General features: G+C 42.1%; 18 protein-coding genes. 9 read left to right on the forward strand and 9 right to left on the reverse strand.

Annotated elements, in window-relative coordinates; genetic code table 11:
• Nucleotides 1-25: 25 nt before the first annotated feature.
• The 3 genes from ruvA to QZT69_RS08850 all read right to left on the reverse strand — a co-directional run bounded on the left by ruvA (nt 26) and on the right by QZT69_RS08850 (nt 4895).
• Nucleotides 26-604 (reverse strand): Holliday junction branch migration protein RuvA, encoded by a 579-nt coding sequence (gene ruvA, locus QZT69_RS08840; protein ID WP_294673186.1) that lies wholly within the window; start codon nt 602-604, stop codon nt 26-28.
• A 12-nt stretch (nt 605-616) separates the two neighbouring features.
• Nucleotides 617-2881 (reverse strand): NADP-dependent malic enzyme, encoded by a 2265-nt coding sequence (locus QZT69_RS08845; RefSeq protein WP_294673188.1) that lies wholly within the window; start codon nt 2879-2881, stop codon nt 617-619.
• Nucleotides 2882-3005: 124 nt separating this feature from the next.
• Entirely contained in the window at nt 3006-4895 is a 1890-nt protein-coding gene (locus QZT69_RS08850; protein WP_294673190.1) for a choice-of-anchor J domain-containing protein, read from the reverse strand.
• Nucleotides 4896-5008: 113 nt separating this feature from the next.
• Between QZT69_RS08850 and QZT69_RS08855 the strand changes: the two genes are divergently transcribed.
• Nucleotides 5009-5695: an NAD-dependent deacylase gene (locus QZT69_RS08855; RefSeq protein WP_294673192.1), complete on the forward strand. Its 687-nt coding sequence runs from the start codon at nt 5009-5011 to the stop codon at nt 5693-5695.
• Between the two features lie 56 nt (nt 5696-5751).
• Here the strand turns inward: QZT69_RS08855 and QZT69_RS08860 are convergent, their stop codons facing one another.
• Nucleotides 5752-6510 carry a T9SS type A sorting domain-containing protein gene (locus tag QZT69_RS08860; RefSeq protein ID WP_294673194.1) on the reverse strand — a complete coding sequence of 253 codons (759 nt, stop codon included), beginning with the start codon at nt 6508-6510 and terminating at the stop codon, nt 5752-5754.
• Between the two features lie 339 nt (nt 6511-6849).
• Between QZT69_RS08860 and QZT69_RS08865 the strand changes: the two genes are divergently transcribed.
• The 4 genes from QZT69_RS08865 to QZT69_RS08880 all read left to right on the forward strand — a co-directional run bounded on the left by QZT69_RS08865 (nt 6850) and on the right by QZT69_RS08880 (nt 10366).
• Nucleotides 6850-7359 (forward strand): TlpA disulfide reductase family protein, encoded by a 510-nt coding sequence (locus QZT69_RS08865; protein WP_294673196.1) that lies wholly within the window; start codon nt 6850-6852, stop codon nt 7357-7359.
• A 24-nt stretch (nt 7360-7383) separates the two neighbouring features.
• Nucleotides 7384-9078 carry a DUF6029 family protein gene (locus QZT69_RS08870; protein ID WP_294673198.1) on the forward strand — a complete coding sequence of 565 codons (1695 nt, stop codon included), beginning with the start codon at nt 7384-7386 and terminating at the stop codon, nt 9076-9078.
• A gap of 16 nt (nt 9079-9094) precedes the next feature.
• The gene (locus tag QZT69_RS08875) at nt 9095-10030 is read left to right on the forward strand and encodes an Omp28-related outer membrane protein (RefSeq protein WP_294673200.1); all 936 of its coding nucleotides are present in this window, start codon (nt 9095-9097) and stop codon (nt 10028-10030) included.
• Nucleotides 10031-10171: 141 nt separating this feature from the next.
• Nucleotides 10172-10366: a hypothetical protein gene (locus tag QZT69_RS08880; protein WP_294673202.1), complete on the forward strand. Its 195-nt coding sequence runs from the start codon at nt 10172-10174 to the stop codon at nt 10364-10366.
• Between the two features lie 131 nt (nt 10367-10497).
• Here QZT69_RS08880 and QZT69_RS08885 read toward each other — a convergent pair whose 3' ends face one another.
• Complete coding sequence (locus tag QZT69_RS08885; RefSeq protein WP_294673204.1) at nt 10498-10968, reverse strand: biotin/lipoyl-containing protein; 471 nt, start codon at nt 10966-10968, stop codon at nt 10498-10500.
• A gap of 122 nt (nt 10969-11090) precedes the next feature.
• On the opposite strand from QZT69_RS08885, the gene QZT69_RS08890 reads away from it, so the two are divergent.
• Nucleotides 11091-13715, forward strand: coding sequence for a M1 family metallopeptidase (locus QZT69_RS08890; protein ID WP_294673206.1), 2625 nt, complete (start codon nt 11091-11093; stop codon nt 13713-13715).
• A gap of 76 nt (nt 13716-13791) precedes the next feature.
• Here QZT69_RS08890 and QZT69_RS08895 read toward each other — a convergent pair whose 3' ends face one another.
• The 4 genes from QZT69_RS08895 to QZT69_RS08910 all read right to left on the reverse strand — a co-directional run bounded on the left by QZT69_RS08895 (nt 13792) and on the right by QZT69_RS08910 (nt 21954).
• On the reverse strand, nt 13792-14769 hold the full coding sequence (locus QZT69_RS08895) for a YCF48-related protein (RefSeq protein ID WP_294673208.1): 978 nt from the start codon (nt 14767-14769) through the stop codon (nt 13792-13794).
• Between the two features lie 99 nt (nt 14770-14868).
• Nucleotides 14869-18318, reverse strand: coding sequence for a hypothetical protein (locus QZT69_RS08900; RefSeq protein ID WP_294673210.1), 3450 nt, complete (start codon nt 18316-18318; stop codon nt 14869-14871).
• A gap of 244 nt (nt 18319-18562) precedes the next feature.
• Complete coding sequence (locus tag QZT69_RS08905) at nt 18563-20932, reverse strand: ribonucleoside-diphosphate reductase subunit alpha (protein ID WP_294673212.1); 2370 nt, start codon at nt 20930-20932, stop codon at nt 18563-18565.
• Between the two features lie 47 nt (nt 20933-20979).
• On the reverse strand, nt 20980-21954 hold the full coding sequence (locus QZT69_RS08910; RefSeq protein WP_294673214.1) for a ribonucleotide-diphosphate reductase subunit beta: 975 nt from the start codon (nt 21952-21954) through the stop codon (nt 20980-20982).
• 495 nt (nt 21955-22449) lie between these two features.
• Here QZT69_RS08910 and QZT69_RS08915 point away from each other — a divergent pair, with 495 nt between their 5' ends.
• The 3 genes from QZT69_RS08915 (at nt 22450) to QZT69_RS08925 (ending at nt 25349) form a co-directional block, all read left to right on the forward strand.
• Nucleotides 22450-23169: a ComF family protein gene (locus QZT69_RS08915; RefSeq protein ID WP_294673216.1), complete on the forward strand. Its 720-nt coding sequence runs from the start codon at nt 22450-22452 to the stop codon at nt 23167-23169.
• A 112-nt stretch (nt 23170-23281) separates the two neighbouring features.
• Nucleotides 23282-24223 carry a DUF1295 domain-containing protein gene (locus QZT69_RS08920; RefSeq protein WP_294673218.1) on the forward strand — a complete coding sequence of 314 codons (942 nt, stop codon included), beginning with the start codon at nt 23282-23284 and terminating at the stop codon, nt 24221-24223.
• Between the two features lie 82 nt (nt 24224-24305).
• The gene (locus QZT69_RS08925; protein ID WP_294673220.1) at nt 24306-25349 is read left to right on the forward strand and encodes an FAD-binding oxidoreductase; all 1044 of its coding nucleotides are present in this window, start codon (nt 24306-24308) and stop codon (nt 25347-25349) included.
• Nucleotides 25350-25358: the final 9 nt, after the last annotated feature.

A 25358-nucleotide genomic window follows, 5' to 3' on the forward strand; every position in this document is an offset into this window, starting at 1 on the left:
AGCGTTCAATTTTTTTTCCAAGTGTTTATAATATTTTCAGTGCCCCTTTAATTAATTCCTCCACAGTTTCCTCCCCGGTGGCAATTTTCTCTATTGCTTTCTCTGCTGATTTTTTATCGAAACCTAAAGAAACCAAAGCAGTTAACGCATCAAATCGATTTGTATTGTTTCCGACAAAAATATTTGTTGGATCATTCCATTCTACCTTCAACATCTTATCTTTCAAATCGATAATGACACGCTGGGCAGTTTTTGCTCCAATTCCTTTGATTGCTTGTATAGAACGTACATCTTCCGTTTGTATTGCGTTGGCAATTTCATTCGGGGACATAGATGAAAGCATTAAGATGGCTGTATTGGGCCCGATTCCGGAAACAGAAAGCAGCAGGTTGAATACATCACGCTCTTCGGAAGTGGCAAAACCAAAAAGCAGATGGGCATCTTCCCGTATAATCTGTTGTGTCAAAACCTTTACTGATTCGGATGTTCCGATTGCAGAATAAGTGTTCAGTGATATCTTAACGAAATATCCCACGCCACCGCATTCGATGATCAGGTTTGTAGGATTCTTCTCTATTAAACGTCCGTTCAGATGTGCAATCATTGCTTTCTATTTCTACTTGGTTTGTGCATCAACAACGGCAACTTTCACCATGTTTACGATCTCGCGAACAGATGAGCCCATTTGCAGTACATGAATTGATTTTTTCAATCCGACCAGGATAGGCCCGATCGCATCCGAATCAGTCATTTCCTGGAGTAACTTATATGCTATATTCCCTGATGAAAGGTTCGGGAAGATCAACGTGTTTACTTCCTTATTCGCTAATTGCGAAAACGAGAATTTTTCATTCATCAGGTCGTTGTTCAAAGCAAAGTTTGCCTGAACTTCTCCGTCCACAATGAGAGTAGGGTGATTTTCGTGCAAAATCCGCACTGCTTCAGCCATTTTCTCAGCATCTTCTCCCGGTGCTGAACCGAAATTGGAGTAGCTCAGGAGTGCAATTTTCGGAACAACCTTGAATTTGCGAAGTGTTTTCGCAACGTTATGCGTTATTTCTGCTATTTCGCAGGCGGTAGGATTCTTATTGATTGTCGTATCGGCAAGGAATATCGGTCCTCTTTTCGTATTCAGGATATAGACTCCTGCAACGGTATTTACATCTTTTTGCAGACCGATTACCTGGATTGCAGGACGAACCACATCTCTGTAATTTCTTGTCAACCCGGAGATCATTGCATCTGCATCTCCCATTTCCACCATCATTGCACCGAAATGGTTCCGTTCACGCATCAGCTGTATTGCCTCATATTCCGTTACTCCTTTTCGTTTGCGCTTTTCGAAGAACGAGTTCCCGTATATTTGACGGCGCATTTTTTCAGTATCCGATTTCGGATCGATAATAACCATATTGGGAATTTCGATCGAATACTCAGCGATCAACGATTCGATAACTCTTCGTTTTCCCAATAGGATCGGGAAACAAATTCCTTCCTCACAAGTCGTTTGCGCCGCTTTCAGGATTTTCACATTATCAGCCTCGGCAAAAACAACTCGTTTCGGATTGTTCTGTGCTTTGGTAGTGATTTGTCGAACCAGTTTATTGTCTAATCCCAAGCGTTTTTTCAGGATCATTTCATACTCCTGCCAATCAGTAATCGGATTCTGAGCAATCCCTGATTCCATAGCAGCACGTGCAACAGCAGGTGCAACATGATAAATCAAACGCGGGTCCAGTGGTTTCGGAATTATTTGTTCCCTTCCGAAGGAAATATGTTTTTCGCCGTATGCTTCAATCACTTCTTCCGGGATCGTTTCCTTAGCCAGGTTTGCAATTGCTTTAACGGCAGCTAATTTCATTTCTTCATTGATCCCTGTTGCTCTTACATCCAAAGCACCTCTGAAAATGAAGGGGAAACCAAGCACATTGTTTACCTGGTTAGGATGGTCCGATCGGCCGGTTGCCATAATGATATCATCACGTGTTGCCATTGCATCCTTGTAGGATATTTCCGGGTCCGGATTTGCCAATGCAAACACGATGGGGTTTTTTGCCATCGAAGCCACCATTTCTTTTGAAACGATGTTTCCTTTTGACAATCCTATAAATACATCTGCTCCCTTAAAAGATTCCGATAAAGTAGCATCTTTCTTGTGAGGGGCAAATTGTTGTTTCATTTCATCGAGGTCCGTTCTTCCGGCGTGGATCAATCCTTTACTGTCGAACATAAAGATATTGTTCACAGAAGCTCCTAAAGCCATGTACAATTTCGCACAGGAAATTGCGGCGGCTCCGGCACCTGAAACAACGATTTTTACCTTCCCGATTTTCTTTTTGGCTAATTCCAAAGCGTTCAATAATGCAGCGGCAGAAATAATTGCAGTTCCGTGCTGGTCATCGTGCATCAATGGAATATCCAGTTCTTCTTTTAATCGGCGTTCTATTTCAAAAGCTTCAGGAGCTTTAATATCTTCCAGGTTGATTCCCCCGAATGTCGGAGCAATTGCCTTGACTGTTTGAATAAATAATTCAGGATCTTTCGCGTCGATTTCAATATCAAACACATCGATATCAGCGAAAATTTTGAAAAGCAATCCTTTTCCCTCCATAACCGGTTTGGAAGCCAGCGGACCGATATCACCCAATCCTAGTACAGCTGTTCCGTTTGAAATTACCGCAACCAGGTTTGCTTTACTGGTATACTTATAAACATCTGCTGGGTTTTCCGCAATCTTTAGGCAAGGCTCGGCAACTCCCGGAGAGTATGCCAAAGACAGATCCCTTTGAGAAGCATAAGGTTTGGTAGGAATAACCTCAATTTTTCCGGGTCTGCCGGAAGCATGATAATCCAGCGCATCTTGTTTACGAACTTTTGGCATATAAAATAAGATTGTAAAGGGCGATAAAGTTAATAAATCTTAATACAAGAGCACTAAAAAGTTCGGATAAAAAGAAACCCCGACATTTATCGTCGGGGTTCCATCAATGATATTTAATCGTGAATTACTTCACCATCAATTTTTGTGTGTAAGAACCAGTCTCGTTAGCAACTGAAATCATGTAGTTTCCTGCTACCAATCCAGCAACCGGAACTTCAACTGCAGTAGCACCTGCACCTGTAACAACTTTAGAAGCAACTGTACGTCCAGCCAAATCAATGATTGAAACTGTGTATTCTCCACCTTGTCCTTCAAACTTCACGTTTACAAAGTCAGAAGCCGGGTTAGGGAATACTTCCATATTGATTGTTGATGCCTCAGCCAATCCTAAAGTAGCTAAAGAAATTTCTTTTGCGTTTACTACTTCACCTGTGTTTTGGTCAACCAAAACAGCAACTGCATGCATGTTAGCACGGTTACTTGTTCCAGGAACTGTGTAGTTAAATGTGTAGCTTGCTACTTGTCCGTCTGTAATTACAGCAGGAACTGAACCAGCCTGTCCCATGTATCCGCCCAACAAAGCTCTACCTACGTGGTCATACTCCATATCTGCTGCAGGAACCGGGTCCGGAGCAGTCTGCCAGTTGTGACCGGCACCATTCAATGGGTTAGCACCTCCACTGTAATAGTTTACCTGGTTATAACCTGATCCTGTTCCTGTTACGTTGTCTTCAGTGATAATTACTCCCAAACGGTAGTTAGAAGCAGCAAATACAGTACGGAAAGTTGCATTAACTGTAACAGTAACTGCGTTTCCTGAACCACCTGTTTGAATTCCCAATCCAGCCGGAGAAATCAAATCAATACGCTCATCGTAGAAATTTTCAAAGTCCTGAGTAGAAACATCTACACCTAAAAGTGCTCTGTCTACATTTGCTCCAGGGAATGCAGAAATACCAGCAGCATCGTCATAAGCAGTAACTGTCATCGGGTCACCGTTGTGAACTGCTACACCAGCAAATGTATTCGGGTAAGTGTCTGCCATGTATTCCATTGCAACAGCACCTCTTGGACACCATCCACACCATGTTCCTGTTCCTTCTTCGATCAATACCACTTTCGGTGAGTTCGCACTTACCGTGTTGATTTTGTTACTTGAAGTATTATCAGTTGCATCAGAGTTTCCGTTAACTGCAGTGATAGTAATGTTTAAATCCTCTTCAACAACAGTTGCATAGTTTACAGCAGTTGGGTGGTTCACCGTTGCTGTAGCTCCCGGAGCAATGTTTGTAGAGATAACGCTGCTGTGAGCTGTTCCGTCATTCCAATCAATAGTTAATGAAGTGATTGCATTTGCTCCGTCATTCTTAACTTGCATTGACAAAGTATTGTTTGTGTTTGTCAAAGAGTAACGGTTCAAAGTAGAAGAAAGAAGCATTGCATCATCGTTCGCAGGCTTACGAACCACAAAATTATCTACAAACAATAAGAACTTATCGTTTGAGTTATTTTGGATCGCGATGTAAATGTTTGAACCCATGTATGCGTCCAAAGAGAAAGACTGGGTAGTGTATGTGTTCGGAGCAGCAGCAACTGTAAGAACAGCTGGGTCTGTGAAATCTGCTACCGTATTTCCTGTTGTAGAAACATATACTTTATATCCGTCAAGGAACTGAGCATCCGGAGCCATTACGTCAAACTGGCACATAAATCCTGTTGAGTTAGGAACCGCAATTGAAGGAGAAACCACCCAGTCATTGGACACCCCAGCCGGAGTATACCAGGAAGTTGAAACCAAATGATTCCCAGATCCTGTTGCACTGTTTGCGCGAACTACCCATGCGCTAGTTCCCATGTAACTTACACTTGAAGCCGGAGTCAACCCGTCTACGTTGTATTGTGCCCAACCAGCAGGCAAAGTTGTTCCCGCATCAAAGTTTTCAGACAATACTACTTGTGAGAAAGCAGAACCTACTGAAAAAAGTGCCGAGAAAGCAAGTAAACTTTTTTTCATAATCTTAACGTTTTAGAATTCCAAATCTAACATTAAGACAATAACTTAACAACTATTTAACCACCTAAGCTTGATTCAATTAACTTTGACTATTGGAAAGCTAAATGAAGGATATGAAAAATAACCTTGTTATTCTATCGGGAGCAGGGATTAGTGCGGAAAGTGGTATCAAGACTTTTCGGGATGCTGATGGACTGTGGGAAAACTATTCCATTGAAGAAGTTGCAACGCCGCAAGCGTGGAAAAACAACCCGGATCTGGTGCAGAAATTCTATAATGAAAGACGGCTCAATGTTATAAGCGCAAAACCAAACGATGCGCATCATTATTTCAGTCAGTTGCAAGATCTTTTTAATGTACAGGTTATTACTCAGAACATTGATGACCTGCATGAGCGTGCAGGGAACACCCATGTTCTTCACCTGCATGGCAACATTCGGTATGCAAAAAGCTCCGGGCCTGATAAAGAGAAGAAATATTACCTCATTGAAGGTCATGAACTCAAAATGACAGACCTTTGCGACGACGGATATATTTTAAGGCCTCATGTTGTTTGGTTCGGCGAGGAAGTTCCTCTTCTTTCAACTGCAGCCGAAATAATAGAAAAGGCCGATATCCTGATTGTAGTAGGGACTTCACTAAGTGTCTACCCGGCTGCCGGACTAATCCACTACACTAAGCCGGGCTGTCGGAAAATTTTGATTGATCCGAAATCCGACCTGATCCCGGTTGAAAGTCAATTCCAAAAAATAAATAAAAGCGCTGTTGAGGCGGTAGAGGAACTAAAAAGAATTTTATAAAACCAAAAAGGAGTCCGTTTTGGACTCCTTTTCAATATCGTGTATCAAATACTAGTTTAGTGCTTAATAACAATTCGTTTTGTTTGTACCAGATTTCCTTTATTGTGAACATACACCAGGTAAACTCCGTTTTTGAAATTGCTTACATCCACTTTGTTAATTGGAGCTCCTGATTCAGCCAAAACCACTTTTCCAAGTACGTCAACCATTTTCAATTCAACTGTACCTTCTAATCCTTTAGTGCTTACAGTCAATACATTTGAAACCGGGTTCGGATATACAGAAACAGATACCTCATCTTGTTGTTGATCCTCAATTCCGAGTGTAGAAGTAACGATCACATCAACAGAATCCACTCTTGTAGATTGTCCTTCAATTAAATAAAAACGGTACTTTTCAGTTCCTGCACCATGTGTTTCAGCGTCAGCTACCAGGTTTGCAGATGCTCCGGGAGCAACATCCAAACTGTATTGGTTCGGACTAGTCCAGGGATTTGTATTCATGATTTGAGGAGTATAACATTGTCCGAAAGGATCTCCGGGAGCTCCCCAGCATAAGTAATCTGCCCATGCTGCCATATCTGTTATTCTGTAACGCTCCATCTTCCATGTCTTGTTAACAGCAGAAGTGTTTTTAAAGTTAATGGTAACTCCATGCGTCCCATCTGTGGTAGCCATAATTGTATATTCTTCACCATTCAAGGCGTTTCCTGTACCTGCCTGGGTTCCGTTATCCCACAGTTTAATTTCAACCTGCCCGAAACCTGTAGAGCAAGCAAGTAAAAGAACAGTAACTAAAGAGTATATTTTTTTCATAATCGCGTTTTCAGTTTTCACAAATATAGGAACGTTCTATTTTTCTCACAATAGGTCACATTCGTATATCAATCAGTAAGATTACAATTTTTTACTTGAAAAAACAACCTCCTATCCCCTTATATTCGTTAATTTTTGATTTAAGTGCGCTTTTTCGGAATTAAACGGTTTGATTTTGATGAAAATCAGAATTATTAGGATTACAATTTTTCACTGTGACTTAACATTTTTTAGGAATACAAGAGTATCGGATAACACATGTTTAAAATTGTGTTAAGGAAAAGGTATCTTTGGATTTCGGCACAGAACTTGAACTGTCCCTTGCTAAAATTTAAAACTATGAAAAAAATTACGTTCTTATTTCTGGGACTTATTGTTTCTACCTTATCGATGGCTCAAAATCATGAACCATTAGTAGTTAAACAACTTCCTTCTGTAAAATTAGTTGACATGAATGGTAAAGCAGTAAACACTGCTGAATTGGGCTTTAAAGGTCCTGTAGTTATTTCATTTTGGGCTACCTGGTGTTCTCCGTGCAAACGCGAATTAAACACTATTCATGAGCTTTATCCTGACTGGCAGGAAGAAACTGGTGTGAACCTTGTTGCCGTAACCATTGACGATGAAAAAACAAAAGCGCAAGTTCCGGTATACGTAGACGGAAAAGGATGGGATTACCTGGTTTTAATGGACCCTAACGGGGATTTTAAACGTGCAATGGGTGTAAACAATGTTCCTCATACCTTTTTAATAGATCAAAAAGGAAATATCGTTTACTCACACAATAATTATTCTCCCGGAGACGAAGAAAAATTGTACGACGAGATCAAAAAGCTCGGAAATAAATAAGCTACTTATACTCTTATACTATAGATGAAAAACTGGATTTTAGGAATCTGTGCATTGTCCGGATCGCTCACAGCATTCGGACAATCTAATATATTAGGGAGCATTACGGGAAATATGGAAGCAACATTCCAATACCTGAATGCTGATCCGCTGATCGGAGCGCTACAGCCTGTAGAACGCGGACTGCTTAACTCCTACATGAATGTGTTCTATTCAGGCTCACATTTTAAAGCAGGAGGTCGTTTCGAGTCCTATTTACCGCGTATTAACGGATATCCGAACCGTTTTGACGGAACAGGGCTCGGAATGCGCTATGTTGGATGGTCTAACGATTATATCGATATTACTTTAGGTAATTTCTATGAACAATTTGGTTCGGGAACTATTTTCAGGGCTTATGAAGACCGGAACCTCGGATATGATAATGCTATGGATGGTGCCCGTGTAATCTTACGCCCTTATAAAGGAATACAGCTAAAAGCAGTTTACGGGAACCAGCGCTATTCCTTCCAGGGAGGAAGAGTAGATAAATCAGCGGGGATAACACGCGGTGTTGATTTGCAGTTACATTTGAATGAATTGATCCCGGTAATGGATTCAAGTGGTTTGGACGTGACTATCGGCGGAGCTTTCATGAGCAAGTACCAAAAAGATGACAACGAAACCTACATCCTTCCGGAAAATGTGGCGGCCTACAGCGGTCGAATCGGATTACGGTATAAGAAATTCACTTTGAACGGGGAATATACTTATAAGGAAAATGATCCGAGTGATGACAACGGTTACATTTACAATCCGGGACATGCAGCTTTGATTAATCTGGGGTATTCCCGAAAAGGATTGGGGATCTCACTCTCAGCTAAGTCCGTAGACAATATGAGTTATCGTTCGGACCGTACCAAAGGGTTGGCGGATTTGTTTATCAATTACCTGCCTGCCATGAACAAAACGCATACTTACAACCTGGTGGCGACGCTTTATCCCTATGCTACTCAGCCTTTGGGTGAAATTGCTTACCAGGCAGAAGTGCTTTATACGATTCCGAAAGGAAAAGGCGGCGGGAAGTACGGAATTCCAATCAATATTAATTATTCTGCAGCATTTCAACCTTTACGTCATACACGCGGGTTTGCAATGCCCGGAGATTCTTCCCGCATAACCTACAGGGGAAATCCGTTCGATATGACTGACAGCTTGCTTTGGCAGGATATCAACGTAAATGTTACCTACAAATTCAACAAAAGCTTTTACCTGATCGGTTCCTATTTCAACATCGCGATTAATAATGATGTTTCAAAAGTAACCGAAACTGCACATGGAATGATAAACGCTCACATTGCTGTTTTGGAAGCAGGTTGGAAAATCAATAAGAAACACAATTTAAGAGCAGAGTTACAGGCTTTATTCACTACGAATAAAAAGATGGCCGGCTTCAATTACCAGACGGATAAGGACAAAGGGGATTGGGTAACACTCGTTTTGGAATATACAATCTCTCCAAACTGGTTCCTTGGTTTTATGGACCAGTATAACTATGGTAATTCAAACAAGGATTTGAGAGTTCATTACGCAATCGGATCTTTTGGTTGGATAAAAGATGCAACTCGGGTAACTTTGAATTATGGTCGTCAGCGTGCCGGTCTGTTCTGTGTGGGCGGTGTATGCCGTTTCGTCCCTGCGTCCAACGGTTTGACGGTTTCATTAACGCAAAGTTTCTAATTAATACATTTAGAACATGAAGAAATTTATCTTTTTATCAGCGATTTTGGCAGCAGGGCTTGTTTCCTGCGACAAGGTCAAAAATGCCTATCCGGAAAAGGGTACGGGAACTTCTGCACTTGATTGGTCTTTGTACCCGGATGGAGATTCCGCACACTATGTGGCGCAAGGACTTTGGCCTGCGTTCCCGGAAAACACCAATACATTCACCAATGTATTGATTGAAGATTTTACCGGACACCGATGCAACAACTGTCCGAATGCAGCAACCCTTTTACAAAGCCTGGAGCAGGCAAATCCGGGAAGAGTATTTGGAGTAGGAGTTCACACAAGCCCTGTCGGAGCTTCCAGTTTCCAGGAAGTGTTACTTCCGGACTATCCTACTGTCCTATTTAATGATTTGGCTTATGAAATCGGCGTTCATTTCGGGTCCAAACCGGGAACAAGCTTTTTGGGTAATCCAAGCGGAACGGTTAACCGTCAATTAAACGGTACGGACAATACCAGCGCGCCTCCGACATGGAATTCGAAAACTACGGTTGAATTGAACAAGCCGCTTCGCGTGAATATTCAATCTCATACGAATTATTTTGCAAGTACCAGAGGTAGTTTCCTGCATGTAGAAGTTGACAAGGTAGACAATAACCTCACCAATGATCTGGCAGTTGTGGTTTACGTTTGTGAAGATTCACTGGTTGCACCGCAGCTTATGCCCAACTTAACCCGGAACGCAACTTATGTCCATAAAGATATTATGCGCGATTGTATCGACGGAAGGGCTTTCGGACGCGTTTTGGAAGCTTCAGACCTTGGTCCAAACGGCAAGTATTATGTCAATTACACGTACAAACTCCCTGATCAATATGATGTCGATAACATGCATTATTTGATCTATGTATACGATAAAGTAACGGAAGAAATTTACCAGGTTATCGAACAACACCTCCATTAAAAATTTAACATACAGCTATAAAGTAGCGTGTGTCTGATTGTTACGGGCACACGCTTTTTTGTTCACGTAACTTTTAACATTTTTAACATACCAAATCCGGAAATGGATCGTTATATTAGATGAAATTATAAACAGAACCCCATGTTTGAACTAACGAAAAAAATCCTGGTTCGGGTAAGTTTTGACCCACTTTTATTCCAGAAAGAATTGTCAAAAGCAATCCGATGGATGTCTGACTCAGAAGAAATTCAACGTTTAAGGGAATGGTGTATGAAAGAATTCGGTGCGGTTTATCCTTCTATAATTAATAAAGCTTTCACACCGCAGAAAAGTTAAAAGACATATTATTGATACGACTAACGGCTCCTTTTGGGAGCCGTTTTTAGTTTATCTATCAACCGAAAGCGTAATATTGCGTTTTACGTCAATCTATGAAATTTTAATAAAATGTGGGGAATAAATGAATCTTACTCAAATTCAATCAATAAGCCACCCTTATCAACCACATCCTGCGGATTGATTGCAATGGCTTTAACAACTCCGATCCCTTCGGCTTTTAAAACGTTTTCCATTTTCATTGCCTCAAGCGTTAATAAAGGATCTCCTACCTCGATGGATTGTCCAACCGTAACAGCAACACTGACAACTCTTCCAGGCATCGGTGCTTTCAGCTGCTTTAATTTGCGCAGTTTCGGCTTGTCCATTCCAAGAGAAGCAATCAATTCATCCAAAGGACCGCCTTTTTTCACTTCAAATACGCGGTGGTTCAATTTTAATGTAAGCAAACCTTCTTCCATGCGATTCGACATCACTTCGCCGCGGAACTTTTTCCCTTTGTACGTTATTGTAAAAAACTGCTGGTCTTCCCAACGAATATGAACCCCATCTCTGTTAGCATGAAGGACTTCTCCGTCCGTTGTCCAATTAGCTGTTTCCATCTGTAAGAATTTTGCGACAATAATACGAACTATTTGTCCATTCATCTAGAAAAAGATTGTAAAAAAAACTTAGTTTCCTATATTTGCCGTTCAATGTATTTACGAATCATATTCGCCCGAAAATGAAGAAAATATCCTACTTGGTTGCTCTTGTCTTAGTAGCTTGTCAACCAAAACATACTGACACTGAGCACGCGGCAAGTCAAAGTAACAACTCGGAGTCAACTACTGTTGCAATTGACGAGTCAAAGCAAGATAGCCCCAAAGTATACCATGCATCCAGAACCGTATTGACCGACTTGATCAATACAAAACTGGAAGTTTCATTCGATTGGACGAAATCCTGGTTGATTGGTAAAGAGACACTTCAGGCTAAACCACATTATTACAAATCCAATGAGTTGGTCCTTGATGCGAAAGGAATGGAGATCAAAAGTGTTTCCATGGCCGGAAAAACGCTCCAATTTGAATACAAAGACGACGTTTTAACCATTCAACTGGATAGAACCTATACACGTGATGAGAATTATACGGTAGTTATTGACTACATCGCTAAACCGGATGAGCGCAAAACAGGCGGGTCAAACGCGATTACCAGTGATAAAGGTCTATACTTCATCAATCCGCGTGGAGAAGAGCCTAATAAAATGCCCCAGATCTGGACACAGGGTGAAACAGAATCCAACTCGGTTTGGTTCCCAACGATCGATTCCCCGAACTCGAAAACAAAGCAGGAGATTTATATCACTGTGCAGGATAAATATGCAACACTTTCCAACGGTAAATTGGTGAGTTCTACCAAAAATGCTGACGGTACCAGAACAGACTACTGGAAACAGGACCTTCCGCATGCTCCTTACTTATTCATGATGGGAGTGGGTGAATTCAAAGTGGTAAAAGATACTTACAAGCGCCCCGACGGGACAAACATGGAGGTGAACTACTACGTAGAACCACAATGGGAAAAAGACGCAAAAGCAATTTTCGGGGAAACTCCGGCAATGATCGGTTTCTTCTCACAATTATTAGGTGTTGAATATCCCTGGGACAAGTATTCCCAAATTGTTGTAAGAGATTATGTTTCCGGGGCAATGGAAAATACCGGAGCAGTAGTTTTCGGAGAGTACGCTTATAAAACACAGCGAGAGCTTTTGGATGAGAACGACAATTCTACGATTGCACACGAATTGTTCCACCACTGGTTCGGAGATTTGGTTACCTGTGAATCCTGGTCGAACCTAACATTGAACGAATCTTTCGCGAACTATTCCCAATTCTTGTGGGATGAGCATCGTCACGGTTTGGATGAAGCAGAATTCCAGGCATTACAGGAAGCAGCAGGTTACTTTGCTTCTGCTGATCAGGGAGGTTATCACAACCTGGTTTGGTTTGATTACAAATCACGTGAGGACATGTTTGACGGTCATTCCTACAACAAGGGAGGGCGTATTTTGCACATGCTTCGCAAATACATCGGTGATGAAGCTTTCTTCCTGGGATTGAAAAATTACCTGAAGCAAAACCAGTTCAAAGCAGCAGAATTCCACCAACTAAGACTGGCTTTCGAAGATGTCAGCGGCGAAGACCTGAATTGGTTCTTCAATCAGTGGTACCAGGGAAAAGGCCACCCGATCCTGGATGTATCTTATGCTGCAGATGCGAATGCTGTTTCTATCACGGTCAACCAAAAACAGAAAAAGGATTTCGGATTGTTCAAATTACCGGTTGATGTAACGGTTTATGACGACCGTGGTGCAACAACTACCCGTCAGTGGTTCAACGACGAATCCACAACGGTGAAAATCCCAACCCAGGGAACTGTGAAAAATGTCATTTTTGATGCGGAAGCGATGCTTTTATGCAAAATGGAAGAGAAAAAAGACGCTTCCTGGTATGCTTTCCAATGGAATAACTCCAAGCATTACATTCACCGGAAAAATGCACTTCAAAAAGTTCCTGCCAGTTCTCCTGAAGCAGCAAGAATTGCTCAGGAAGCGTTGAAAGATCCGTTCTGGGATATTCGCTCTACTGCAATCGAGAAAATCGGTAAAATGACTGCTGATAACAAGGCCGCTTCAATCAGCCGTTTGAAGCAGATGGCGAGTACTGATTCCGTTTCTTCCGTTCGCGCCGCTGCCATAACAGCTTTGGCAGGAATGATTTCCGGTCCGGAACTGGAGCAGTTATGCACAGAAAGCATTCAAAAAGACCAGTCTTATTCTGTGATAAGCGCTGCCTTGCTTCAACTTTCCAAAGTAAACAATAAAGCAGCTTTGGAAGCTTGTAAAACTTTGGAAAATGAATCTTCCGGCAAAATGCAAATGGGTATTGCCATGATCTATGCCAAATATGGAGATGCTGACCAGATCGCTTATTACGAGAAAGTCTTTAAATCAAACCTGGTACAAGGGTTCGATAAATTGGGGGTACTGAACTCCATGACTTTCTTTGCTTCGCGACAGGAACCGAAAATTCAGAGACGTACACTTCCTATCTACGAAAACGAGTATAAAACAGGCGGAATGTACACTCAAATGTTTATGCCTCAATACATCGGATATTTGAGAGATAATTTGAAAAACTCCATTGATAAATACAAAGCAGAAGAGGAAAAAGCTAAAAAAGACGGAAATACCAATGCAGCGGATATTGCTCATGGAAAAGTAACGGATGCCGAAGCATTACTGGCTGACTATGACAAAATGATCGCAGGCTTCCCGAAAGCGGAAGAAGAAGCAGGACATTGATCATAATTATGTATGGAAAAGGGCAGGAATCAAACAACTCCTGCCCTTTTTTGTTCTTAAAATATCTAACAAACTCTTACAAGGTAGAGCGATACAATTTACCACTATAAAAGGCTAAAAACACTTTTCCTTTGTAATGAACAATGGAATTTAAAGGATCCACCAAATTATCCCAGGTAATAGCAAGCTGCTCCCAATTATAACCGCCATCTTTGGTCAGGTAAAGGTTGCCATTGGTTGCAACATAACCTTCCGTTTCATTGTAAAAATGGATCATACCAGGGAAAATACCCGTGAAAGGGATGGTAATCCAATTCTGCCCTCCGTTTGTTGTTTTGTATAGAGTAATTACATTATTCGAATTTACTATTAGCGCATAACCAACATTCGAACTAGCAAAATGAAAATCTACACAAATTGAATTTGGCACTATCAGACTTGGTTCCCAGGAATTTCCACCGTTCACTGTTTTTAGTAATAAAACATCTAACAAAGAGTTTATATCCGGGGTAGTCATGACGTAACCGCAATTACTATTAATGAATTGCATTTCCTGCACCGTTGCTGAATCCAGGTCCTGGTTATAAACATCCGTCCATGTTGCCCCCAAATCCGTACTCTTTTTGATGCGGTCGCATGAAACCAAGATTGTGTTTCCTCCCAAATACTCTACATCGTAAGTGTTTCCCGAGGTACTTCCTGAAAGTACCTGGGTATAATTTACGCCATTATCCGTAGTACGGTAAAGATTCTGACTACCCACGAAAAAAGTGTTCGCGGATACTACAGCAGCAGCCCAAGACCCACCAGGACTATTTACCTGGTACCATGTCTCTCCCAAATCAGAACTTCTCCATATTTCATCAACAGACCAAATTAGTTGACCATTGGGGCCAACACGAAGGAATCCAAGACTATATGGAGCTGGAACGGTTGTCAGCAACTCGAAATTATCCGGTGCATGAGCAGGTATCGTTTCAGCTAACGGAGTTTTGTCTTTTTTGCAGGATGTGATTAAAAGAGCACAAAAGAAGATATAGAACAGTTTATTCATTTTAGGGGATTTCATTTCAATCAAATATCACATCACTAGTCAGGGAGCATATCAGTTAATAACGGTATTTTTTTTTAAACCGTTGAATTTTTGACTTTGCTAAAAGAACGCCTTCACCTCCATCCCCCCGGCGTGGATGACTTTATTCCCTTCGCTTTTGCGCCCGTTGTATTGAACCGAAATCTGCAGACTTTTTGACAAGGAACGCTGATAGCCCAGGCTCCAGACATAGTTCACTCCCGGTTTCAATGCTTCCAGTAACTCAAATCCCAAAGGGGTGTTCGAATCTCCCCGGAATGCGATGCGGATAACGTTAAACTGGCCCTGCAAACTTCCTTTTTGTGTTTGGTTGTACTTTCCGGTTATACCGATGTCATAAATATCTGCCTGTTCACCACCCAGGTTTTCTTCATTCCTCTTTTCGATAACGCGTCCGTCCAAACTGAAACGAAGCGATGTATTCGGCTGATAGATCAAAGATGGTTTCAACTGCCAGTAATGCAAACGGTAGTTCCGACCGGATGTATAATCTACGGAAGAAGTTTTCAGCCCGGTTTCGAACTGCGATTGGATACTGAATTTTTTCAGGATGGTAACCCGCGCGTTAAATTCATGGGATTCTTTGGTTCTTCCATCGAATCCGGTAGCCAATAATGTTTTGGTCTTCGAGCTTTCATAACTATAATCTCCGCCACCGACATTGTTTGTACGATTAAAATACACGGTGTTTTTGATCACGTTAGCAGTACTGATCAACGAATTATCATCTATACTTCCGACAAAGGGATTGTAAGCTCTTGCACCGTCAAATATATTGGTCTTTCGCTGCAATCTGAAACGGGTTTGCGTGGAGAACCGCGCCAGTACTTTCCGGAAACCGGTAGCATTTGCCCATACGCGTTCCGGCCGAAGTGTCAAGGATTGGTTATACTCATTCGAATAAGTCTTGATATAATCATTGGAAGGTGTAAATACACGGATGTAGCTTGCCTGATCTGCATATGCGGCAATTTCAAACTCATTCAGATCTTTGACCCCGTCATTGTTGTAATCGTTCCAGGTATAAACTCCCTGTCCGTCATTGACTTTGATGTAGATAAACTCCTTCTTTTGTTCCAGTCCGGCACCCACTTCATAAAAGGTGGTGAGATTGACAGCTCCTTTCCAGAATTTAATATCATGGTCGATCCGGCCATTGGTAGTGTTTTCCGGTGCCTGTGTAATGAGTGTTGTATCGAGGATCTTCAATTCACGGTAGTTCGCCACAATGTATAAGCGTTGGTTCTTCCAGTTGTTTTTCGTCCACTCGGCACGAAGCGTCCTTGCTTTTGCGGCATTTCTCAAACGGGTGCTATCCGATCTTCCGTCTACACGCTCCCGGTAACTCAGCAATAATTCGCCGGATGAAGTATCTCCCAAAGCAACATAGCCCTGGTAATCAAAAAAACTGTAAGACTGCAGTCCCAGCAGCGAATCCCCCTGGACGAAACGGTTTAATTCCTGGTCATCTTTAAATCCGACGCGCACTTTTTTGATTTGCTTGGAGATATCTGCTTTATGGCGTAAAAACTGGTTGGTATTCTCGTTTTTAGAGCTTAGGAAACTCGCATCAATAGTGACATTGAACCCCTGCTGCTTCCAGGAAGTAAGTAATTGGGTCCGTAATCCTGAGAAATCCGAACCGATCTTATATTGCTGTGCATTAATCCCAATTTTACCGTACCTGGTATTCTCAATGCTCGTCCCTAATGTTGTCAAAACCTGGTTTCCGGTATACCCCATGCTTCTTGTATTCCAGTCGCGGTCAAATTCCACGGTCCGGTATTGTTCGATGGGTTTGAAATAAGGGTCCAGCATTTCTATCTCGGCTTGTTTTTTCCAGCTCCAGGCAGGAACAGAGTCTTTTCCGAACGGATTCGTATGTTCGATCCTGGTTCGCATGGAATATCCCCGGTCATCAAAGCGATCCAGAGAAGAAAAGGTATTCAGATCATAACCGCTCATTCCTAATTCGGTGGTGATCTTCAATTTTTCATTGAAGCGGTAAGTCGTTCCTGCTGTAAATAGTTGCTGTCTTTTCGGTGTGATCAATAATGAAACCGGTGCGTAATCTCCTACCGGAACACCTCCAACCGGCTGCACCCATTTGTAGACCCGGCCAATCGCATTGAACTTTTCAAATACATAATCGCCCTTTCCCGGACCGACGTATGAAAACTGAACTTTGTAAAAAGCAACGTTCTGATCTGCAGAAGCCACTAAAACGCTGTCGTATCCCAAAGAATCGACCATTTGGTACATCACCAGGTTTTCGGAGAAGCCAACGGAATCAATGACCGAATAACGGGCCAGTTCCAAACTATCCCCAATCTCCGATAAGAGCATTTTTTGATCATTGGTCAGGTTTTGCTGCAACGGTTGATTCTTTGCATCTTGTTCGGAATAGGCATTGATCCACCAGTCCAGTTTTTTGCTTTGGGCAGCTGTTGAAAATTGAAAGAGTGAACGGGCATAATTCTGGTCCGAATACTGGAATTCTACAACAATCCGGATGTCTTTCGTGATCAGGTTTTTTGCAGTAAATGTCAATTCCGAAGTGTTATAATCGATCACATAATCGTATTCCTGCCCTCGGCTCAGCTGCCTCCCGTCAATAAACACGCGCTCCGTTCCGGAAAGAATGATAATATATGGCTCGTTCTCATTTCCTCTCAGGCGGTACGGTCCCTGGTTCCCTTCTACTCCCTGGATAATCTGCCGGTTGAATTTTCCTTTGGACAATGCTCCGCTGACCTGTGTTTTGATTGTTCCGGTCTTGTCTTTTTTCCAGAAGTATTCACCGGTCAATCCTTGTCCGCGCTTCTTGTAGGTTAGGAAATAACCGTCAGGTTTACTGATCCAGAAATCCCCTGCAGTAAGCTTAAACTGGTCGTTGAATAATTGGATGAATACCTGGTCGAATTCCTGCAGTTTATTGGTATTTCCTTCCGGCTGGATGGGCAAATTATCGTCTGTTACCGAAGCCAAAACCTGTAAGTTCGGAGCAATATAACCCGACAGTTCCAGGTTCAGGGAAGAGTTTACAGAAAGATCCTGCCGGTTCCCGAAAGTAATTCCCCTGGAGATGCTTCCCGATTTTCGAAGGCCATTTGCTCCCATGAGGTCCAATGGTTCTACCGTTGGTGTAATCAGGTATTTTTCCCGATCGCCTTTATTTTGGGTGTAAATAATGTTTGTATCCCGTAATTGATAACTTTTTGCGAAAGAAAACGGTAACACGCGGTAAGAAACCGTCAGTTCATCCGAGCAAAGCCGGGACATTTGAATCGTTCCTTTTGCGTAATCCACAATGTATTGGTAGGGAAGGATAATTTCTCCGCCACAGCGTACTATCAACGAATTTGGCGCAATACTTAAAGAATCCAGCTGGATGAGATTGCTTGTTGCTGCAATCGTTTTTTGACGGTACGCGTTATCTTGTGTCCAGCTATGAACCCAACAAAAAATACTGCCTAGCAATAGAAGTCCGACCCGTACAGCGCGCATCATGCTAAAGTACTAACGTTTTAAGTGCTATACTAGTATACAAAGTCGATTTTTATATCAGACCGGTTTCCAGGGATACGATTAATCGCATGTCCAAAAACCAAAAAATCCCGCCCGAAGAGGACAGGATTTGAATGCGTGATATCATAAAAACGGCACAATTATTAACATCACACAAAATCTTTCAAAAAAACATGTAGGGACGCGAAGCATCGCGTCCCTACAGTTTTCATTTATTTTTCAAGTTCTATCCTGAGCACATTTCACAGTTATCCGGGTTATCCAAAGAACATGCGATTGCCGCTTGTTGTTCTTCCAATTCCGCTGCGGATACTTTTGCAGGTTCTTCGGTTACTGCTTTATCTACTGTGAACTTGATCGCATCTGTTGCAGCTTTCGTTCTCAGGTAGTACATACCTGTTTTCAATCCTTTTTTCCAACCGTAGAAGTGCATAGATGTCAACTTACCGAAGTTTGCATTCTCCATGAAAATATTCAAGGATTGTGACTGACAAATGTATGCTCCACGATCTGCTGCCTGCTCGATAATTGCTTTTTGAGAAATTTCCCAGGCAGTTTTGTAAAGGTCTTTGATGTATTGAGGGATCTCGTTGATGTTTTGAACAGAACCGTTTGCTGCCATCAATTTCTGACGCATATCTTTCGTCCATAAACCTTCTTTTACCAAATCCTTCAGCAAGTGCTTGTTTACGATAATGAACTCACCTGACAATACACGACGTGTGTAAATGTTGGATGTGTAAGGCTCAAAACATTCGTTGTTTCCAAGGATCTGTGCAGTAGAAGCTGTTGGCATCGGAGCTAACAACAGGGAGTTGCGTACACCGTGTTTTTTCACTTCTTCTTTCAATAGATCCCATTCCCAACGGTTTGTAGGAGTTACTCCCCACATATCGAACTGGAAAATTCCTTTTGATACAGGAGATCCCGCGATTGTTTCGTATGGTCCTTCAGCAATAGCCAAATCTTTGGAAGCAGTCATTGCTGCGTAATAAATCGTTTCGAAGATCTCGCGGTTCAATGCTTTTGCTTCTTCGGATTCGAATGGATAACGCATCATGATAAATGCATCAGCCAATCCCTGAACTCCCAAACCAATCGGACGGTGGCGCATGTTTGAGTTGCGCGCTTCTTCTACCGGGTAGAAGTTTCCGTCGATGATACGGTTCAGGTTCACAGTTGCCTGGTAAGTTACTTCGAATAATTTATCGTGATCGAACGTTCCTTCTTCTGTTACGAATTTCGGCAATGCCAGGGAAGCCAGGTTACAAACTGCGATCTCATCCGGTGCAGTATACTCGATGATCTCCGTACACAAGTTAGAAGATTTGATCACTCCTAAGTTTTGCTGGTTTGATTTCGAGTTTGCAGCATCCTTGTACAACATGTATGGAGTACCGGTCTCAATTTGAGATTCCAATACTTTAAACCACAAATCTTGTGCTTTGATTGTTTTGCGGCCTTTTCCTTCTGCTTCGTATTGGGTATACAATGCTTCGAAATCAGCTCCGTATGTTTCGGAAAGTCCCGGACACTCATGCGGACACATCAACGTCCAGTCTCCGTTCTCTTCTACTCGTTTCATGAATAAATCCGGAATCCAAAGCGCGTAGAACAAATCGCGTGCACGCATTTCTTCTTTTCCGGTATTCTTTTTCAAATCTAAGAAATCGAATACATCAGCATGCCAGGGCTCGATATACATTGCGAAAGATCCTTTGCGTTTTCCTCCACCCTGATCTACATAGCGGGCAGTGTCGTTGAATACGCGCAACATCGGAACGATTCCGTTGGATGTACCGTTTGTCCCTTTGATGTATGATCCTGTAGCACGAATATCGTGGATAGCCAATCCGATACCACCAGCCGATTGTGAAATCTGAGCGCAAGATTTCAACGTCTCGTAAATACCTTCGATACTGTCTTCTTTCATTGTTAATAAGAAACAAGAAGACATTTGAGGTTTTGGTGTACCTGCATTGAACAAGGTTGGTGTAGCATGTGTAAACCATCCTTCAGACATCAGGTTGTACGTCTTGATTGCCTGTTGAAGGTCGTTTTTGTGAATCCCGACAGCAACACGCATCAACATTTGCTGCGGTCTTTCTGCGATCTCACCGTTTGTTCTCAACAAGTAGCTTCTTGTCAAGGTTTTGAATCCGAAGTAATCGTAACGGAAATCACGGTCGTAAATGATGCTTGAATCCAGCAATTCTCTGTTGTTCGAGATCACTTCATACACATCATCAGCAATCAGGGAAGCACGTTGTCCTGTCTTCGGATCGATGTATTTGTATAGATCTTCCATCACATCGGAGAACGATTTTTTCGTTTCCTTGTGTAAATTGGACACCGCGATTCTGGATGCCAACAAAGCATAGTCCGGGTGGTCAATGGTCTTAGCAGCTGCAACCTCAGCGGCCAAATTATCTAAAACTGTTGTTGTCACTCCATCGTAGATTCCTTCGATGACCTTCATGGCAACAGCCTCCGGTGAAACCAGCGGGTCCAGCCCGTAGCACATCTTGATGATGCGTGCAGTGATCTTGTCAAATTTCACCGCCTCTTTTCTTCCGTCTCTTTTAATTACGTACATAGCGCTCTATTTGGGTTGTTGTTATTGGTAATGTATAATATAATCAATTAAAATTCTTCGTCCAAACTAAATGTTTGGTCTTCCTTGTTCGACATAACGCCTGACTTTTGGTACTCAGCTACTCTTTTTTCGAAGAAGTTGGTTTTTCCCTGGATGGAGATCATATCCATGAAGTCGAATGGGTTTGCCGTATTGAACACCTTTGGATTCCCAAGCTCTGTCAATAATCGGTCTGCAACGAATTCGATGTACTGTGCCATTAATTCTGCGTTCATACCTATTAACTTCACAGGCAGTGCATCCGTTACAAACTCTTTCTCAATCTCAACAGCATCCAGAATGATTTTCTCTACCTGATCCTTTGAAAGCTGGTTTACCAGGTGCTTGGTGTACAACAAACAAGCGAAATCACAGTGCAGACCTTCGTCGCGGGAGATCAACTCATTGGAGAACGATAATCCTGGCATCAAGCCGCGTTTTTTCAACCAGAAAATCGAACAGAATGAACCGGAGAAGAAGATTCCTTCCACAGCAGCGAATGCAACTAATCGCTCTGCAAAAGAACCGTTATCGATCCAGCGCAATGCCCAATCTGCCTTCTTACGAACACAATCGATCGTATCCAATGCATTGAATAAATGGTTCTTCTCTTTTTGATCTTTGATATAGGTATCAATTAACAGCGAGTATGTCTCTGAATGGATGTTCTCCATGGCTACCTGGAAACCGTAAAAGAACTTTGCCTCGGTATACTGCACTTCAGCCAAAAAGTGCTCTGCCAGGTTTTCGTTCACGATTCCGTCGGACGCTGCGAAAAATGCCAAAACGTGTTTGATAAAATGACGTTCATCGTCATTCAGTTTAGTTTCCCAATCAATTAAATCCGGCGATAAATCAATTTCTTCTGCAGTCCAAAAACTTGCCTCGGCCTTCTTGTAAAAAGACCAAATATCTTCATGCTGGATTGGAAACAATACGAATCTGTTTTTGTTTTCCGATAAGATTGGTTCTGCCTGTGCCATTTTTTTAATTTGTTTTTAAATCCTGACATTCATCGCCAGGGTTGTTTTTTAAAGTCAATAAATCCTATGCCATGGTTAATTTCTTAACCATAGATAAAGTGTGTTGGTATTCAAATTTAAGTTAGTTTCCCCTCCGATATTGTTGCGTGTGTTCAACAAGTTTTGTGCTCAAAGGGGCTTACAAAAATTGTCAAAATTCTTTCCTTTCACAATTAAAGAAATCCACAATTGTTTAAGGTTTTCAACATCCCCACTTTGAAATCCTTTAACATGAACACTTAGCGAGTTTATCAACATCCCCCCTAAAGATATTCACAGTACAGAATATGCAATTCATCGAAGAATTAGCCAGTTTCATCCAACTTCAAGTGTATGAAGACTTTCAGTCGGCTTTCCTATAAAGTTAGGTGGATTTTGAGTTTCTTTTTTTATTATTTTTAAGAGGCTATTAACACCTTATTGTTGATAGTTGAGCAAAGCCAAATACACACTACTATGTCACTAAATTTTTCGTCGAATTTTAACAAATGGACCCGTGATCTGCTCCATGTAATCTACCCTCAAAACTGTTTAATCTGCAAACACGAATTCAATCAATCCAAACTGGCAATCTGCCCGATTTGTGCGAGTGAATTAGCATACACCCATTTCGAAGATTATATGGAAGCTACCAACCTCGATAAATTGTTTTGGGGAAGGGTGAACCTGGAAGGTACTTATGCCCTTCTGCGTTTTAAGCAACAAAGTTCTACCCAGCAGATCCTTCACGAACTCAAGTACAAAGACAACCCCGAAATCGGGAAACACTTCGGGAAAGAGATCGGAACAAAACTAAAGAGTATTGCTAAATTCTCGGATGTAGACGCGCTCATCCCTGTTCCGCTCCATCCGAAAAAAGAATTTATCCGCGGGTATAACCAGGCAGAAGTCATTTGTAAGGGCATTGCAGAAAGCAGCGGTACAAGGCTCCGGAAAGATCTGTTAAAACGGATCTCATTTACGGAAAGTCAAACCAGGAAAGGAAAGTCTTCCCGCTGGGAGAATATGCAAAACCGTTTCAAGATACAGGGCACAACTAATACAGCATTAAAACACCTGCTGATTGTTGATGATGTGGTCACAACCGGTTCCACTTTGGAAACCTGTGTAAGAATCTTACAGGAAGAGTTCCCGAAGGCTAAGATCAGTATTGCGGTGCTGGCAGTAGCGGAATAGAGTCAAGACATATTGAGTCAAGAGACAAGACGAATCATTGATTCGATATGTCTTGACTCTGTTTTTTTGAATTTTGAATTCATCATTTTGAATTAAATATTAACTTTCGCTCATGTTAATTACTATACTTATTCTCATACTGACCCTGGTCGTTGTACCGATCATGTCTTTCTATTTCGGAACTCCTTTGAACGTGCTTCAAGCAGAAGTGCTTACTGATATGAGCATTGTTCTGGCAGTTGTAACCGGCGTTTGCTTTTTGCTCGGAGAAATTACGCGTAACAATTCTCAAATCGATAAGATTTGGAGTATTATTCCGATCTATTACGTATGGCACGTGGCTTATGCCGGTGATTTCGCTCCGCGGCTGGTTTTAATGGCTGTCGTTGTAACAATCTGGGGGGTGCGCTTAACCTACAATTTTGCCAGAAGAGGTGCTTATCAGTGGAAATTCTGGACAGGAGAAGAAGATTACCGCTGGGAGGTCTTACGTCAAAGACCGGGTTTCAACAATCGTTTTGTGTGGATGTTGTTTAACCTGTTCTTCATCTGTTCTTATCAAAACACCCTGATTTTCCTGTTTACGCTTCCTGTACTAACTGGTTTGGGAGATGCTGCTCCAACTACTATCCAGCTTTGGGATTGGGTTATTGCTTTTGCTATCATTGTTGCCGTAATCATTGAGTTCATTGCAGACCAGCAGCAGTATAATTTTCAAACGGAAAAACACCGCCGCATTAAAGCCGGAGAAAGTCTCGGTCCTTATGCAAAGGGGTTTGTAGATACCGGTCTTTGGGCAATCGTTCGTCATCCGAATTACGCCATGGAACAAACTGTTTGGTTGTTATTCTACTTATTCAGCGTGGTTGCAACCGGGGAATGGATTAACTGGTCGATGGCAGGTTGTTTGCTCCTGGTTGTTTTGTTCAAAGGAAGTTCTGATTTTTCGGAAAGTCTTTCTGCGGAAAAATACCCGGATTATACGAATTACCAGCGAAAGGTTCCGCGGTTTATTCCGTTTACCAAGTTCAGAAAGCAGAATCAGTTCAAATAATGGTTCAAGGTTCAAAGGTTTAATTTCAAATTTTTGAGCCCTTTTCTTTGAACCTTATGAACTCTTTGAACATCTTTGTGCTATGAAAGTTTTGGTTGTAGGAAGTGGTGTTGCCGGAATTTGCCTGACTCATGAGTTGATTCAGGCTGGTTGTGATGTTCAGTTGATCGATAAGGGCGGAAATGCTTCTTCTGCTGTAGCAGCAGGAATTATCAATCCGCTTGTTTTCCGGCGTATGACCCTAAGCTGGCGTGTTTCCGAATTGATTCCCTTTGCCCGTAAAAAATATGCTGAGATGGAACAATTAACCGGGAGTTCATTCTATCATCCGCTTGTGATCCGGCGTTTGTTTGCATCCGAACAGGAGCTCGGATTCTGGAAGACAAAACAGGAACTTCCCGAATTTTCAGAGTATATGGAAACCCTGATCGAAGAAGACCTAAACTTTCCATTGGAACAAAACACCTTCGGAACGGGTCGTGTAAAACAAGCCGCTTATATTGACACTGATGTATTCATGCATGTGAACCGCGCATATTTCCAATCAAAAGGAATTCTTTCCGAAGAAACCTTCGCTCAAAGAGAACTGGATCCGAAGGAAGCCGCTTACAAAGGAGTAAGTTATGACTTCATCCTCTTTGCCGAAGGAAAAGATGGCAAGTCCAATCCACTTTTCGCTTACCTTCCGCTGCAGCAGACTAAGGGCGAAGTACTGACTTTAGCATCTGAAACTATGTACGCGAAGGAATCCCTGAACCGCAAGTGTTTTTTGCTTCCCCTGGGTGACGGGCGGTTCAAAGTCGGTTCAACATACGCATGGGATACGGACAATACAATCCCGACGGAAGAAGGAAAACAAACCATCACTGAAAATCTGAAATCGATCACTTCGGAAGCGTATACCATTACGGAACACAAAGCCGGGGTTCGTCCAACAGTTCCCGACCGCAGACCTCTGATAGGCAGGCATCCGGTATTTCCAAAAATGGTGATCGCAAACGGGTTGGGAACAAAAGGCTACATGATTGCACCGCTTTTGATGCATGAATTGGTAGATCACTTACTGAAAGGAACGGAATTAAACTCAGAATCGCACATCAGCAGATTCCCTCATGTCCCTTTATAGATACTTTAC

Source organism: uncultured Fluviicola sp., from assembly GCF_902168135.1.
Lineage (GTDB): Bacteria > Bacteroidota > Bacteroidia > Flavobacteriales_D > Crocinitomicaceae > Fluviicola.